General features: G+C 61.4%; 13 protein-coding genes. 3 read left to right on the forward strand and 10 right to left on the reverse strand.

Annotated elements, in window-relative coordinates:
• Positions 1 to 13: 13 nt before the first annotated feature.
• Positions 14 to 1732 carry a response regulator gene (locus FHX08_RS13245; protein ID WP_132652475.1) on the reverse strand — a complete coding sequence of 573 codons (1719 nt, stop codon included), beginning with the start codon at positions 1730 to 1732 and terminating at the stop codon, positions 14 to 16.
• A gap of 183 nt (positions 1733 to 1915) precedes the next feature.
• On the opposite strand from FHX08_RS13245, the gene mutL reads away from it, so the two are divergent.
• Positions 1916 to 3730, forward strand: a complete 1815-nt coding sequence (mutL, locus tag FHX08_RS13250; protein WP_132652477.1) for a DNA mismatch repair endonuclease MutL — start codon at positions 1916 to 1918, stop codon at positions 3728 to 3730.
• Between the two features lie 67 nt (positions 3731 to 3797).
• Positions 3798 to 4025: a DUF2093 domain-containing protein gene (locus tag FHX08_RS13255; RefSeq protein WP_132652478.1), complete on the forward strand. Its 228-nt coding sequence runs from the start codon at positions 3798 to 3800 to the stop codon at positions 4023 to 4025.
• Here the strand turns inward: FHX08_RS13255 and lpxK are convergent.
• The 6 genes from lpxK to FHX08_RS13285 form a co-directional block, all read right to left on the reverse strand.
• Positions 4022 to 5065 (reverse strand): tetraacyldisaccharide 4'-kinase, encoded by a 1044-nt coding sequence (gene lpxK, locus FHX08_RS13260; RefSeq protein WP_132652480.1) that lies wholly within the window; start codon positions 5063 to 5065, stop codon positions 4022 to 4024. The two genes, FHX08_RS13255 and lpxK, sit on opposite strands and share 4 nt — an antisense overlap.
• Before the next feature lie 104 nt (positions 5066 to 5169).
• A complete protein-coding gene (locus tag FHX08_RS13265; protein ID WP_132652482.1) occupies positions 5170 to 5892 on the reverse strand; it encodes an HAD family hydrolase in 723 nt (240 codons plus the stop codon).
• 9 nt (positions 5893 to 5901) lie between these two features.
• Positions 5902 to 7218, reverse strand: coding sequence for a lipid IV(A) 3-deoxy-D-manno-octulosonic acid transferase (gene waaA / locus FHX08_RS13270; protein WP_132652484.1), 1317 nt, complete (start codon positions 7216 to 7218; stop codon positions 5902 to 5904).
• A 166-nt stretch (positions 7219 to 7384) separates the two neighbouring features.
• The gene (locus FHX08_RS13275; RefSeq protein WP_132652485.1) at positions 7385 to 7633 is read right to left on the reverse strand and encodes a DUF4170 domain-containing protein; all 249 of its coding nucleotides are present in this window, start codon (positions 7631 to 7633) and stop codon (positions 7385 to 7387) included.
• A 61-nt stretch (positions 7634 to 7694) separates the two neighbouring features.
• Positions 7695 to 8504: a 3'(2'),5'-bisphosphate nucleotidase CysQ gene (locus tag FHX08_RS13280; RefSeq protein ID WP_132652487.1), complete on the reverse strand. Its 810-nt coding sequence runs from the start codon at positions 8502 to 8504 to the stop codon at positions 7695 to 7697.
• 16 nt (positions 8505 to 8520) lie between these two features.
• Complete coding sequence (locus FHX08_RS13285; RefSeq protein WP_132652489.1) at positions 8521 to 9870, reverse strand: TldD/PmbA family protein; 1350 nt, start codon at positions 9868 to 9870, stop codon at positions 8521 to 8523.
• A gap of 114 nt (positions 9871 to 9984) precedes the next feature.
• Between FHX08_RS13285 and FHX08_RS13290 the strand changes: the two genes are divergently transcribed.
• Positions 9985 to 11796 (forward strand): monovalent cation:proton antiporter-2 (CPA2) family protein, encoded by a 1812-nt coding sequence (locus FHX08_RS13290; RefSeq protein WP_132652491.1) that lies wholly within the window; start codon positions 9985 to 9987, stop codon positions 11794 to 11796.
• 13 nt (positions 11797 to 11809) lie between these two features.
• On the opposite strand, the gene FHX08_RS13295 is transcribed toward FHX08_RS13290, so the two are convergent.
• The 3 genes from FHX08_RS13295 to FHX08_RS13305 are packed head-to-tail and all read right to left on the reverse strand — an operon-like array spanning position 11810 to position 15179.
• Positions 11810 to 12691 (reverse strand): patatin-like phospholipase family protein, encoded by an 882-nt coding sequence (locus FHX08_RS13295; RefSeq protein WP_132652492.1) that lies wholly within the window; start codon positions 12689 to 12691, stop codon positions 11810 to 11812.
• A gap of 24 nt (positions 12692 to 12715) precedes the next feature.
• Positions 12716 to 13276: a 16S rRNA (guanine(966)-N(2))-methyltransferase RsmD gene (gene rsmD / locus FHX08_RS13300; RefSeq protein WP_132652494.1), complete on the reverse strand. Its 561-nt coding sequence runs from the start codon at positions 13274 to 13276 to the stop codon at positions 12716 to 12718.
• Positions 13257 to 15179: a pseudouridine synthase gene (locus tag FHX08_RS13305; protein WP_132652496.1), complete on the reverse strand. Its 1923-nt coding sequence runs from the start codon at positions 15177 to 15179 to the stop codon at positions 13257 to 13259. Before FHX08_RS13305 ends, rsmD begins: the two co-directional genes overlap by 20 nt.
• Positions 15180 to 15207 lie beyond the last annotated feature (28 nt).

Here is a 15207-nt window from a genome sequence, read left to right on the forward strand (position 1 = left end):
ATCCGGATTCTATTTAATTTCGCGCCCTGATCGGCTCTTCGATTAGATATCTCTGAAATACAGTTTCAAGAATATCCGGGCTGACGGGCTTCATGATGACGTCATCCATGCCCGCCTTGGCGCATTCCGCACGATCGCGCTCGAAGGCTTGCGTCAGCACGCCGATGATCGGCGTGTGCGTCCCCTGCCCTTCTTCCATCTGACGGATGAGGCGCGAGGCTTCGAAGCCGTTGAAGATTGGCAGTGAAATATCCATCAGCACGATCTGCGGCCGGTGTTCGGCCCACAGGCGAACGACCTCTTCGCCGGTTGCGGCGATGAGATGGCGGTAACCGAGACCTTCGAGGATTTGCGAGAAGACGATCTGATTGATGTCGTTGTCTTCGGCAACGAGGACCTGAAGGCCCATGGGGGGGTCATCGGTCGTGGTGATTTCCCAGTTCCCCTCGGCACCGCCGCCACGGCCGTTGCGATTGAAATGGCGGGCGATCTGAAAGGTCAATTCGTTGGCGATCTGAAAGCCATCCATGACGAGGGCCGGAATACCGTATTGTTCGGAAAGCTCCAGGCAACGCATGCCCATCTGGTTATCGATGATCAGAAGATCGAGCGAGATACCGGAAGAGCTGGCGATCTCAAGGAAACGCTCCTCCTCGTCCTCGCCGCGGACCGAGCAGGATTCGAAGCCATATTTAGCGAGCGTGCGCAGCGCGGCAGTCTCGGCGGCAAGATCCGAGGTGACGACGAGGATCTTCCGGCCGGAGAAGTTTTCGGGGACGATCGCTTCCATCGCTGCCGGCTCGCGGCGCTGCGATGCGTTCGGCATTGGCACGTAGGCGCGGCGATAGGTCTGGTTGCTGGAAGTGGTAATCTCGGAGGCCTGAGTAAACTCGTCGAGATCGTCGCCCTCACGTGGCAGGTCCTGCATGGTCGAGACGAGGAAGTAACGTCCCGGCTTGCCTATCCTATGCTTGCGGCTGACGATATCGCGCTCGGTGCCGTCACGGGCGACCTGACGCTGGCGGGAGACCGACATTTCGCCGGTTTCCAGCACATGGCGGTCGCTTTCCTCGAAGCGCTTGGCGATGTCGGGCGAAAAGAGATCACCGCTCTTGCGACCGAGAACCTCGTCCGCCGTCGTCTGGTACTTCTCGCAGAAGGCCTTGTTGACGGCGACATAGACGAGGTTGCGATCCTTGACGAAGAGCGGGAACGGCAGATGGTCGAGAATATCCTCGGTGAGCTGTACGCGCTCCAGATCGTAGCGCCACTGTTCCTCGCGCTTACGCGCCTCAGAAATATCGGAGATGACGGTCACGCCGTAACCATTCGGCAGGCGGCGCTTCAAAAAGCGCACCCAGTGGGCGGTGCCGTGGCGCTCGACGGATTCGAAACGTTCACGCCAATGAGAAGCAATGCGTTGGGACAACCAGTCCTCGCGGCTGAGCGAAGCCGCCTGGCGGACGAGGGTCTGCTCGCGGATGCCGGTATCGTAGACCGCGCCCAGGAAATCACGAAGCCGCGTGCCCGGTCGCAGAACATCCTCGGGTACGGCAAAGAACTCCATGACCTGGCGGCTGGCAAAAATAAGCAGATCGTTGCGGTCATAGATGATGAACGCCGCCGAAAGACTATCGCACACCGCGTCGAAGAGCGCCGTCTGAAGCTCAGCCTCAGCCGGCATCGCATTCGCCATAGATGATGTGTCCGTCTTTTCGAAGCCGGCACTCATTCATTCACATCCCATATCTGTCCGATTTTTGCATTTTCGGAGGTATATGAATAAAATGCCGTTTTTGTCTTAAAGGCCGCTTAACGATATCGACCCCCAATTTTGGGGGAGAAGGCTTCGCCATCTGCTTTCGGCCCGACGAAAGCCCTTTTCTCCTGACCACGAATCCTCGAAAATAGGCCTATGGCCATCAGACAGCTCTCCGAAACGCTCATCAACCAGATCGCCGCCGGCGAGGTCATCGAACGGCCGGCGAGCGCTGCCAAAGAGTTGATCGAAAACGCACTCGACGCGGGCGCGACGCGTATTGAAATCGCCACTGCCGGCGGTGGCAAGGCGCTGTTGCGGGTCAGCGATAACGGTTCCGGCATGGATGCCGCCGATCTTGAACTTGCCGTGCGGCGGCATTGTACCTCGAAAATATCTGATACGCTCGATGATATCCGCACGCTTGGCTTCAGGGGCGAAGCCCTGCCGTCAATCGGTTCGGTGGCACGGCTCAGCATCGCGAGCCGCAAGCGTGACAGCGCTGCAGGCAATGAGATTTCTGTTGCCGGCGGCAAGATCGTGCATCTGCGCCCGGCAGCCGCCAATCCGGGGACGATCGTCGAAGTGCGCGACCTGTTCTTCGCCACGCCGGCACGGCTAAAATTCCTGAAAACGGAGAAGGCGGAAGCTGCCGCAATCACCGAGATCGTCAAGCGGATTGCGATTGCGTTTCCGGGCGTGCGTTTCGTGCTGTCAGGTCCGGATCGTTCGACGCTGGAATTTCCGGCAACCGGAGAAGATCATCTGGCGCGCATGGCGCAGGTGCTCGGCAAGGAATTTCGTGACAATGCGATCGCGATCGACGCCGAACGCGAGGACGTTCAATTGACCGGCTTTGCCGGCGTGCCGACCTTCAACCGGGGCAACTCGGCCCATCAATATGCCTTCGTCAACGGCCGTCCCGTACAGGACAAACTCATCCTCTCGGCGATCCGCGGCGCCTATGCCGAGACGATCCCGGCCGGTCGTTACGCAGTCGCCGTGCTGTCGATCACGCTCGATCCGGCGCTGGTGGACGTCAATGTGCATCCGGCGAAATCCGACGTTCGCTTCCGCGATCCGGGACTGGTGCGCGGGCTCATTGTCGGCGCCATCCGCGAGGCGCTGGCGCGCGACGGCAGCCGGGCGGCAACGACGGGTGCAAGCGATATGCTGCACGCTTTCCGGCCCGGCTTCCAGGCGGCACCACAGCGACCGCAGGCGCCATGGTCTGCGGCAACGTCCCCTTCCCGGCCATACCAGCCGGCAGCCGGTTTCGGTGAAAAACCGCAAGCCTCCTTCGATGGGCTCGTCCATCCGACGGCACGTTCGGAACCGGTTTTCGAGCAGGCACCGCAGCCGCAATCAGCCGCCCCTGAACCGGTGGCGCGCTATCCGCTCGGGGCAGCACGGGCGCAGATTCACGAAAACTATATCGTTGCCCAGACGGATGACGGCATCGTCATCGTCGATCAGCACGCCGCGCATGAGCGGCTGGTGTTCGAGGCCATGCGTAAGGCGCTGCATTCGAAGCGGCTCGCCTCACAGGTGCTGCTGATCCCTGAAATCGTCGACATTCCCGAGGAGGACTGCGACCGGCTGATGGTGCATGCGGCAGAACTCTTTGAGCTCGGCCTTGCGATCGAACGCTTCGGGCCGGGTGCCATCGCCGTGCGCGAGACGCCGGCCATGCTGGGTGAAGTGGACGCGCCTGGCCTCATCCGCCAGCTCGCTGACGAGATCGCCGAATGGGATACGGCCTCAGGCCTTTCCGCGAAGCTCGAATATGTGGCTGCGACCATGGCCTGTCATGGTTCGGTACGATCAGGACGGCGGATGCGGCCCGAAGAAATGAACGCACTCTTGCGCCAAATGGAAGTCACTCCGGGCTCCGGCCAGTGCAATCACGGACGCCCGACCTATATCGAACTCAAGCTTGCCGATATTGAACGGCTGTTCGGCCGGAGCTGAAAAAGCTGGCAAAAGGACCTCTCGGGGAGTATGGCAAGCGGATGACAGACCACAGGGAATGGAGCGCATGAACTTGTTCGAAGGGCACGGGAACCGCGAAGCGAAGATCCGTTATCTCGACGGCGACTTCCAGATTCTGTCCCCCGGCTCCTATGTTGTCTGCGCGCTCACCGGCAAGCAGGTTCCGCTCGACGAGCTTCGTTACTGGAGCGTTGCGCGACAGGAACCCTATGCCGATGTCGCCTCGGCACTCGAAGCCGACCGTCGCGCCGGTGTTCTGCCGACCCAACGCTAAGTCTTTACCTTCGCCTCTCTGAGCCGCCGTTGTCGGCAGGCCTCGAAAGCCCGGTCTATGATGAGGCCCGGGGCGAGCGGGTCCGTGAAGGCCATTTCCACCTCGACGACGCGGCAGCGGGCTGCAAGCTGTTGCGCCTTGCCGTGGTGGCCGGCGAGACGCACGAAGTCCTTCGCGGTCGTAACGATCGTCAAGTTCTGCTGGTCCGCAGTCTTCAGAAGACCGTCGATCTCCTCTTCGCTCAGGTGTTCGTGATCGCCGAAGGCGGTGGCGACTTCGATGGTCGCACCGAGTGAACGAACTGTGCGGAAGAACTTCTCGGGATCGGCGATGCCGGCAAAGGCGAGCACTTTCAAGCCCTCAAGATAGTTTTCGCCCGAGACCTTCAGTGCAGCGGTGAAATAGGGCTTTGCCGCGCGGGCCGCGATACGCACGATACGGTCAGCCGCATTGCCATCTCCGACCTTCAGAAGCGCGGTCGCCTGCCGCAGTTGCAAACGGATCGGCGCGCGCACCGGCCCGCTTGGCACGATATAGCCATTGCCGAGACCGCGCGTCGCATCGATCACCAGAAGCGCATAGTCGATCGAAAGGCGCGCACTTTGGAAGCCATCATCCATGATGATGAAATCGGCACCTTCCTCGACCAGTCTGACCGCACCATCGACACGCCGGCGGGAGATGACGGTCAATGCTTCCTGCGCCAGTAGCAACGGTTCGTCGCCGACGGCAACGGCGTGGTGGTGCGCAGGATCGACAACCGTCGTCACATCGAGAGAGCCGCCATGGCCACGGCTCAGGAAACCGGGGGTCAACCCCTTGGCCTTCGCGGCACGGGCAATTGCAATTGCAGTCGGCGTTTTGCCGGCGCCGCCGACGGTGAAATTACCGACACAGATGACGGGGATCGGAACCGAGGCGCGGCGCGCATGGGTCATGCGGTAACCGGCCACACGACCATAGAGGAAAGAAAGGGGCGATAAAACCCAAGCCTGCCAGCCTGCCCGCCTCCACCAGAAAGGCGGCGCTTCTGAAATCATAATGCCGTCCCGTTTCCCTTGCCCCGCCCTTCAGGACGAGATCCTCCAAAATCGATCGGGCGGATTGAGAGGCCAAAACGCATGAAAATGCAAGCCTTTGCGGGTCAGGCGGGCTGCAGATCTGGTAGCAGGGCCTCAATGCCGGTAATGTCGTCGAAGATATGATCGGCCGCAGCGGAGAGTGATTCAAGTGAGCCGGTACCGGTCAGAACCGCGATCGTCAGGCCAACTTTCGCATTCCTGCCCATATGGAGATCGTGGTTGTTGTCGCCGACTATGGCAACCTCTTCCGGCGATAGGCCGGTCGCAGCGCAGAAGCCGAGCACCATGCCGGGCTCCGGCTTGCTGCCGAAGCCGCTATCATAACCGGCGATGTAATCGACATATTCAGAAATGCCAAAACGCTGAGCCGTCTGGCGGATAGAGCGTTCGTTGTCGCTGGAGGCAATGCCAAGTTTGATGCCGCTGTTGTGCAGCCTCTCGAAGAAGGCGGCGAGATCCGTCACCGGAACGGAGAATTGGGCGGCATTGGCAAAGAGATTGTCCAGCTTGATCGTCAGCTCGATGACATCAACTCCGGAGCCGGCGGCGACCAGGCCCTCGGCGATCTGACGGGTATTGCCGGCCGCAAGCAAGCTGTCAGGCACGATATGTCCGGTTACCGGGTCCATACCGCATTCAGCCAAAAGATGGTCGGCCAGAGCAGCGTCGCCTTCAGCGGCGATGCGGGCAAGCTCGCGGTTTACCGGCAGCCAGCTTTCATCATAGTCAAGCAGCGTGCCGTCCTTGTCGAAAAGGATGCCCCTGATCTTCGCCTTGGCCGACATATTTGCTCCTCAGGCCTGCGCTGCCTTGGGCAGCAGGCGCGCCTTCACCGTCAGCGGATTGATATAGGGCTCCAGCCCCTTCAAGGTGGCGCTCAGCGCGCCGCGCATTTCATGCACGGTGGCGATGCCAGCCTGGATCATGTTGCCGCGCGCCTCGTCATTGGTCAGCAGGTAATGCACGCCTTTTGCCAGCATTTCAGTATCGCGCACCATGCGGGCGCTGCCGCTGCGGGCGAGCTTCTGATAGGCCTCGCGGAAATTCTGAACATTGCCGCCGGACAGGATGGCGCAGCCAAGCATGGCCGGCTCCAGCGGGTTCTGGCCGCCTTCGGCAAAGAGCGAACGGCCAACGAAAGCGACTTCCGTCAGGCGAAGATAGAGGCCCATCTCGCCGATCGTATCGCCAAGAAAGATATCGACGTCGGGCGAGAGGACATCATCGCGTGTGCGGCGGGCGACCTTCAGCCCCTGTTTGACGAGGGCAGCCTCGATCTCGTCCCCCCGTTCGGGATGGCGCGGCACGATGATCGTCAATTGCCTGTCGCGGTCGCGGAGCGCCCGGTGGACAATGCCGGCCGCATTCTCCTCGCCGTCGAAGGTGGAGATCGCGGCCCAGGTCTTGCGATCGCCGATCTGCTTTTTGTAGCGGGCAAAGACGGCGCTGTCATAGGGTGGCGCGTCGGTATCGACCTTGAGATTGCCTGAGGTTATGACCGGTACGGCGCCGAGATCCCGGAAACGTTCGGCATCGACATCGGACTGGGCGATGACGAGCGCAAGATTTTCGAAGAGCGCTTCGGCAATCGCCGGGCGGCGGCGCCAGCGAGCGAATGAGCGGTCCGACATGCGGGCATTGACGAGGATCTGCGGAATACGGCGACGGCCGAGTTCCAGCACGGTCGCGGGCCAGATTTCGGACTCGGCAATGATGGCGCAGTCCGGCTGCCAATAATCGAGGAAACGGCCGACGGCGGGCTTCAGGTCGAGCGGCACATATTGATGGATCGCATCATTGCCGAGACGTTCGGCGGCGAGCTTCGCCGAGGTGATGGTGCCCGTCGTGAGGATGACGTTGATGCCACGGCGGCGGATTTCACGGATGAGGGGAATGACAGCGTTGGTTTCACCGACACTTGCAGCATGAAACCAGACGAGCGGGCCTTGCGGCCGGTTGGCGCTCGCATAGCCGAACCGCTCCAGCCGGCGGGCACGGTCTTCCTTGCCCTTGGCCGTGCGATAGGTGATGTAGAGGCCGACGACCGGCGAGGCTACGGTTCCCGCCAGACGGTACGCGTTCAGACCGATCCGCGCCATCCGGGAGCTCATTCAGCAGACCTCCGATCCATGCAGATCGACATCAATCCAATTTCCCTAATTATCGTTGCGGCCGCAATGACCGATTAATTTGTTCAGAATGCGTCGATCGAGGGCAAGGGAGCGATGCGCAAAGGCCTCCGCTGTGGATAGCGGAGGCCAACGATTGCAGCGAGGCTCACTTGCTTCCGGTCGTATCCTGCGGGTCGAGCAGGCGATGCATATGAACGATGAAATAACGCATATGCGCGTTGTCGACCGTCTGTTGCGCCTTGCCCTTCCAGGCCGTCAGTGCCGAAGCATAGTCGGGGAAAATACCGACAATATCGAGATCCTTGAGATCCCGAAACTGGATGCCTTCGAGGCTTTCGAGTTCGCCACCAAATACGAGATGCAGGAGCTGCTTTTTACCGCCGGAGTCCGTCATTTTTATTCTCTTTCCGATTATTCTCCTCCGGCTCCTCATCTGAGGGATTTTGACGGAAACGTCAACCGTCTCGTAGCTGAGTGAGCAAGTCAAGATATTCGTGGAGACGGGTAATTGAAGCTGCACAAAGAGCGTCGTGACTGACTTTTTCTGTATTATAGATTGCCGATCGACCCGAGAGATCGACAAGGCGGCCACCCGCGCGATCCAGAATGAGATCAGCAGCGGCAATATCCCAGTCGTGCGCGTTGTGCCCGACAAACGTTGCGTCCAGACGTCCATCGGCGACCATGGCGATACGGTAGGCGAGCGAAGGGATATGTTTGACGCGCTCGCTGCGCTCTCGCACGGCTGCCGGCAGAGCCTTGAACAGTTCCTCGCCGATAGCAAACTGGCTGATATCGCCTTTGCCGCGCCTGGATACGGCGATCGGCTCGCCGTTTTTCAGTGCAGGACCACCCTCCACTGCCTCGTAAAGTTCGTCCAATGCAGGCGCATAAAGCACGCCAGCTACGGGGCGGCCGCGATGGACGATGCTGATGCTCACACACCAGAGGTTCTTGCCGGCCAGAAATGCCCGCGTGCCATCAATCGGATCAACGATAAACAGCGTCTCATATTGCAGGCGGCCGGCATCATCGTCCGTCTCCTCCGACAGCCATCCATAGTTCGGCCGCGCATTGCGCAGGATGGTCTCGAGCTTTTCGTTGGCAGCGAAATCGGCGGCGCTGACGGGTGATCGGTCTTCGTTCTTCCACCAGACTTCCGGCGACTTGTTGAAGAAGCCGAGTGCGACGGCGCCTGCCTGTTTCGCGGCATCGGCAATCAGCATGAGATCGCCTTGCCAGCGGGACTGTTCCACGTCGCTCATCGCATCGATCCGTTCGTCAGCGGCCCGCAAGCGTCATGCCTTCAATGGCGAAGGTCGGAGCCGCCACACCGAACTTGCGGTCGATGTCATTGGCGAGCGTCAGCCGCATGAACATGTCCTTGAGGTTCGAGGCAATCGTCACCTCCGACACCGGGAAGGTCAGCTCACCGTTTTCGATCCAGAACCCGGTCGCACCGCGACTATATTCGCCGGTGATCATGTTGACGCCCTGGCCGATCAGTTCCGTCACATAGAAGCCGTTGCCGACGCTGCGGATCAGCTCTTCCGGCGAGATGTCGCCAGGTTCCAACGCTAGGTTGGTTGACGCTGGCGTAACCGACGTGCCACCGCGCACACCGCGGCCATTGGTCTCGAGACCACCAATCTCACGCGCTGTGGATGTGGACAGAAACCAGTGCTTGAGTACCCCATCCTCGATCATCACGAGCCGTTCGCCGGACACACCTTCGCCATCGAATGGACGGGAAGACGGTCCACGCACGATCAGCGGATCGTCCGTTATCGACAGGCCTGCCTTCAACACCTGCTGGCCCATCTTGTCACGCAGGAAACTCATCTTGCGGGCGACCGAAGCGCCGTTGATGGCGCCGGCAATGTGGCCGACGAACCCACGAGCGATGCGCGGATCGAAGATGACGGTAATGTCCTTGCCGGTTGGCACCTGCCGCGGATTGATACGCTTGATGGCGCGCTCGCCGGCCCGGCGGCCGATTTCGGCTGGATCGTCGAGATCGGCATGATAGAGGCGGCTGTCGAAATCATAGTCCCGCTCCATGCCGGTGCCTTCACCGGCAATGACGCTGACGGAATTGCCGAAGCGCGACGCCATATAACTGCCTTCGAAGCCGTGCGAGGTGGCAAGCACCAGTCCGCCCATGCCGGCGGAGGCACCAGCGCCGGAGGAGTTGGTGACGCCTTTCACGGCAAGCGCTGCGGCTTCGGCGGCAAGGGCAGCCTCGCGCAGCTGCTCGGCGCTGACCTCGGTCGTGTCCAGAAGCTGCAGGTCGGGATAGGTCTTTGCCAGCCTGTTTTCGTCAGCCAGGCAGGCGAACGGATCTTCCGGCGAGACTTTGGCCATGGCGACCGCACGCTCAGCCATCGCCTGCAGATCGAAGCCCGGATTTGCGGAAACACTTGCAACCCGTTTGCCGATGAAGACACGCAGCGAAAAGTCGTCGCTTTCCGAGGATTCTGTTCCTTCGACTTTGCCTAAACGAACGCTCACCGATTGCGCGCGCGAGCGGACAACCACGGCGTCTGCTGCATCGGCGCCTGCTTTCTTCGCCAGATCGATCAGTTGACTTGCGCGGGAAAGAAGTGTCGAGGAATCGATTTCAGAGGACATGATTTGGCCTTTCCTTCCAGTTCCATTTATTGTGCACTCCTGAAAGCATCAAGGCCGTGGATGCCGATTCTTTTCCTGGCTGCCTGCTTGCTCCGCCATCGAAAGAAATGAAGCATGTCCGCACCCAACGCGCTTTTCACCGAAACCATCCTGCTGCTCGGCGGCGCCGTCGTCGCCGCCCCTATTTTCAAGAAGCTGGGTCTCGGCACGGTGCTCGGCTACCTGGCGGCAGGCATCGTCATCGGACCGGTCTTCCACGGCATTACCGACGGCGAGCAAATCCTCGACGTTGCCGAACTGGGCGTCGTCTTCCTGCTCTTCATCATCGGGCTTGAACTGAAGCCATCACGCCTCTGGCAGATGCGACGCGACATCTTCGGTCTCGGCACGGCACAGGTGATGGTGACGGGTCTGGCCTTGACTGGGCTTGCCTGGGCTTCCGGCGTCCTAGGCTGGCGCGGCAGCATCGTTGCCGGTTCCGGGCTGGCGCTCTCCTCGACTGCCTTTGCCATGCAGATCCTAGAAGGCGATGGAGACGTGAACACGCGCTATGGGCAACGCTCTTTCTCCATGCTGCTCTTTCAGGATCTCGCGATCGTGCCGCTTTTGGCTGTCGTCACCATTCTCGACGGCAACAAGGGCAGCGGCAATCCGCTTGTCGACTTCGGCGTCTCGGTGGCAGCCGTCGCCGGGATGATCGTCATGGGAAGATACCTGCTGACACCCCTCTTTCAGGTTATCGCCCGTACCGGCGCACGCGAAGCGATGATCGCAGCCGCTCTGTTCGTCGTCTTGGGATCGGCAAGCCTGATGCAGCTTGCCGGACTTTCGATGGCGATGGGCGCCTTCCTGTCCGGCGTCATGCTGGCGGAATCCTCCTACCGCCATGAGCTGGAAGCCGATATCGAGCCTTTCCGCGGCGTGCTCCTCGCTATCTTCTTCATTGCCGTCGGCCTGTCGCTGCAACTCGACGTGCTGATCGACAATGCTCTCTTCATCATCGTCGCCGTGCCGATCATCATGGCCGTCAAGGCGCTGATCATCTATGCGCTTTGCCGGCTGACGCGCTCTTCGCACGACGATGCGGTGCGCATCGCCTTCCTCCTGCCGCAAGGCGGCGAATTCGGCTTCGTGCTCTTCACCGCGGCTGCCGTTGCCGGGCTGATGCCGAGCAGCACCGCTTCGCTTCTCGTGGCAATCGTCACGCTTTCCATGGCGCTGACGCCGCTCGGTGCTGCCCTTTCCCAGCGAATGCTGACAGGGGAAGATCATGAGGAGCTCGATGAGGATTTCGAGGGCGCGGGCGCAGATGTGCTGATGGTCGGCTTCTCGCGTTTCGGCCAAATCGCTGCGCAGATCCTGCTTGCCGGCGGCCGGAGCGTCACAGTCATCGACTTTTCGGCCGACCGCATCCGGCAGGCGTCCTCCTTCGGTTTCCGCATCTATTTTGGTGACGGCACACGCAAGGATGTGCTGCGCTCGGCGGGCATCGACCGGGCAAAGATCGTGCTCGTCTGCACCCAAAAGAAGGAGATCACCGACAAGGTGGTCGAACTGATCCAGGCCGACTACCCGCAGACGACGCTCTTCGTGCGTTCCTATGATCGTATTCACTCGATCGAACTGCGTAACAAGGGCGTCGATTACGAGCTGCGCGAAACGCTGGAATCCGGTTTGCTGTTCGGCCGGCGGACGCTGGAAGCGCTCGGCGTTGCCGAGATGGATGCCTATGAGATCGGCGAAGACATTCGCAAGCGCGACGAGGCCCGGCTGGTGCTGCAGGTTTCCGAGGGACTGCAGGCGGGACGGGATCTCCTGTTTTCAACACCGATCCGTCCGGAGCCGCTGGTCAAGCCGAAACGCGCAGCCGATCCCTTTGCCGACGATCCGCTGGCAGCCAGGTCCGACGTGACGGCGGATGCCTAAAGGCCTGCGGCACTCAGCGCTTCAACCGCGCCTCGATTTCCCGGTCGAGGGCGTATTTCAATTCGTCCTTCACACCGACGGACATGGCAAGCACGTCGCGCGCCTTCAGGAAATCCATGACGCCGGTGCGGCCGACCGTGGGGCGAAGAAAGATATGCGGCCGCGAGAGCCTCAGCTTCAGCGAAATTGCCGTTTGCATCATCAGCTGACCGGAGCCGAAGATGCTTTCCATGCGGTTCGGGATATGAGTGCCGTCGCCTTCGGGTGCGCCGACGACATCGATGCCCACGACAATATCGGCAAGGTCCATCAGGCATTCATAAGGCACGGGATTGGAGATGCCCCCGTCGATCATTACCCGGCCATGCAGCCTGACTGGCATGAAGACGGCAGGAATGGCCGATGATGCGGCGAGCGCTGGAAAAAGCTGACCCTGTTCGACGATGACCTCGTTCTGGCCGTAATAGTCCGTGGTGACGACTTTCATCGGCACCAGGAGATCTTCGAAACGCTGCGGCAGTTCCGAGGGCAGGAACGCCTTCAGGATGCGTTCGAGATTGAACTGGCCGATGCGGATACCCTTAGCCACGGCATCCCGCACGGTCGTTGGCCGTAGGCCCCAGATACGGCTGACGACGGCCGCCTTGTTGCCGACAGTTGCCAGCGCATGTTCGCGGATTTCCGCGCCGGACATGCCGGCGCCCATGCCAGCGCCCATGATGGCGCCGATGGAGGAGCCTGATATCGCCACTGGACGAATACCGAGTTCATCCAGCGTTTCGATGACATGAATATGTGAGAGGCCGCGCGCACCACCGCCGCCGAAGGCGACAGCTATCGTCGGGAGATCGCTGATCGCAGGTGACTTCGGACTGATGATTTCCGCCTGCGGCACGATTTGCTGCCCCCAACGCGCCGACTACTGCGGCTGATACCGGAAGAAATGCACTCTGGTATCGCCGAATATTCGGTTTTCGAGAAAAACATAGGAAGGATGCACCGAAACTGCAACATCTGCGCGTTCTTCCAGGACGGTAATCGCGCCCGGCTTGAGCCAGCCGCCTTCGGCAGCTGCTGCCAAGGCCTTCTCGCCCAGCCCTCTGCCATAGGGCGGATCGGCGAAGAGCATATCGAAGGGCTCGAGATTGCCGATGCTGCCGAGATCGGTCGCATCACGACGCAGGATGCGCGTCCTGCCATGCAAGCCGAGCGCATCGATATTTTCCCAGAGAAGCGCTCTGCCCTCGACACTGTTTTCGACAAACAGCGCATGGCGACAGCCGCGTGAGACGGCTTCGAGGCCGACCGCGCCGGTACCCGCGAACAGATCGAGGATCCGGGTGCCGTCAACGCATTCCGGATAGGCATGGCTCAGAATATTGAACAGGCTCTCACGCGTCCGGTCCGCAGTCGGCCGAATGTCGTTGGATTTTGGTACGGCAAGCGGCCGTCCGCGAAACTCACCGCCGACGATCCGCACCGCGCGTCATTCCCTTACCTTTCGCACCACCTCTGGACGGCCCGCCCGAAGGCTTGCCGCCACCACCCGGCCGATCGCCTTTCGGCTTGCCGGAGAAACCCTTTGCCCCACGGGGCTTGTCCCCAAAAGGCTTGTCACCGCGTGAACGTTCCGAACGGCCCTCGCCGCCAAAGCTTCTACCCGTACGGGAACGCTCGCCGCCCTCTTCGCGAGAGCGGAAAGGACGCGAACCCTCTTCACCTTCGGTGCGTGGGCGATGCTCGCCACGCGGCTTGGCACCAGAAGGTTTGTCTCCACGCGGACGGTCAGAACGGCTCTCGCCGCCGAAACTCCTCGCTGGACGCGAAGAGCGTTCGCCACCATCCTCACGCGGGCGGTCGCGGAAGGAACGCGGGCGCTCTTCTCCGTCCGTGCGCGGACGGCGCTCGCCACGCGGCTTGTCTCCGAAAGACTTGTCGCCGCGCGGTCGTTCCGAGCGGCCTTCGCCACCAAAGCTTCTCTTGCGCGGACGATCGCCGCCCTCTTCACGTGCAGGATGATCGCCGAAAGAGCGCTTGCGGCCGAAACCTTCATCCTCGTCGCGTTTGCGGGGCGCCTCGCTCGAGCGAATCCATTCGCCATCCTCTTCATGGACGCGATTGATCTGCAGGCGCGGGCGATCGCTCGTGCGGTCGAAGCGCGGCTCCTTTGCCGGGGCGGCCGTTTCGCCGCGACGGCGGGCGGTCTGCGCATTCTTCGCGGCCTTGGCCGCTGCCTTCTCGCCGAGCGGACGCGCACCTGGCGCCATCCAGACATTGGCGTTGCGACGGCTGCCGAGAGCCGGACGCTTCGGGCGGTCATCGTCGCCGCGGCGGTCGTCTCTACGATCATCCCGCCGACGATCGTCGCGCTTGGTATCAAGACGGCTCAAAGCGCGTTCGCGCTTGTCTTCGTCACGGCGCGGGCGTTCGCGGCGCTCCTGCACCGGTTCCTCGGTCTCTTCGGCAGCAACGGCCGGCGCGTTATAGATCGGCGCGTCGAAATTCGCTTTGGCATCCTCGATCAGGCGCGGGCCAAGCTGATCGCGCAACGTGCGGCCACGCACTTCGATCACCTGACCCTCGGGCAGTTCACCGAGCTGGAAAGGACCGTAGGAAACGCGGATCAGGCGATTGACGTCGAGGCCGAGCGCGCCGAGCACGTTCTTGATTTCGCGGTTCTTGCCTTCGCGTAGGCCCATGGTGATCCAAACATTGGATCCCTGGGTGCGGTCGAGCGTCGCCTCGATGGAGCCGTAGAGAACGCCGTCGACGGCAATGCCGTCCTTCAGCTTGTCGAGCGCTTTCTGATCGATCTCGCCATGGGCGCGCACGCGGTAGCGGCGCAGCCAGCCGGTGGTTGGCAGTTCCAACGCGCGGGCAAGGCCGCCGTCATTGGTCAGCAGCAGCAGGCCTTCGGTGTTGATATCGAGACGGCCGATCGACATGACGCGCGGAAGCTCTTCCGGCAGGTTGTCGAACACGGTAGGGCGGCCCTCGGGATCGGAATTCGTCGTCACGAGGCCCGGCGGCTTGTGGTAGAGCCAGAGGCGCGTGCGCTCGATACCACGAATCGGCACGCCATCAACTTCGATCTTATCTTCGAGTGTGACGTTGACGACGGGCGTGTCGAGGAGCTTGCCGTTCAGCGTGACGCGGCCGTCCATGATCATGCGTTCGATATCGCGGCGGGAGGCAACGCCGGCGCGCGCCATCACCTTGGAGATGCGTTCTGCCTTGGCTTCGCCATCCGTTTCATTAGCGGCCACTTTCGCGGCTGCGGCCTTTGCCGGCTTGTCGCTACCGGCCTTCGGGCCGCTTTTCGACCGCGCGTCACGCGCAGGGGGCCGTGCGCCCGGGCGTTTTGGCTTGTCTTTGGGTGTCATTTGTTGTTTGCCTGCCTTTTCGGCCTGT

The organism is Rhizobium sp. BK529 (assembly GCF_014194105.1).
Classification (GTDB): Bacteria; Pseudomonadota; Alphaproteobacteria; order Rhizobiales; family Rhizobiaceae; genus Rhizobium.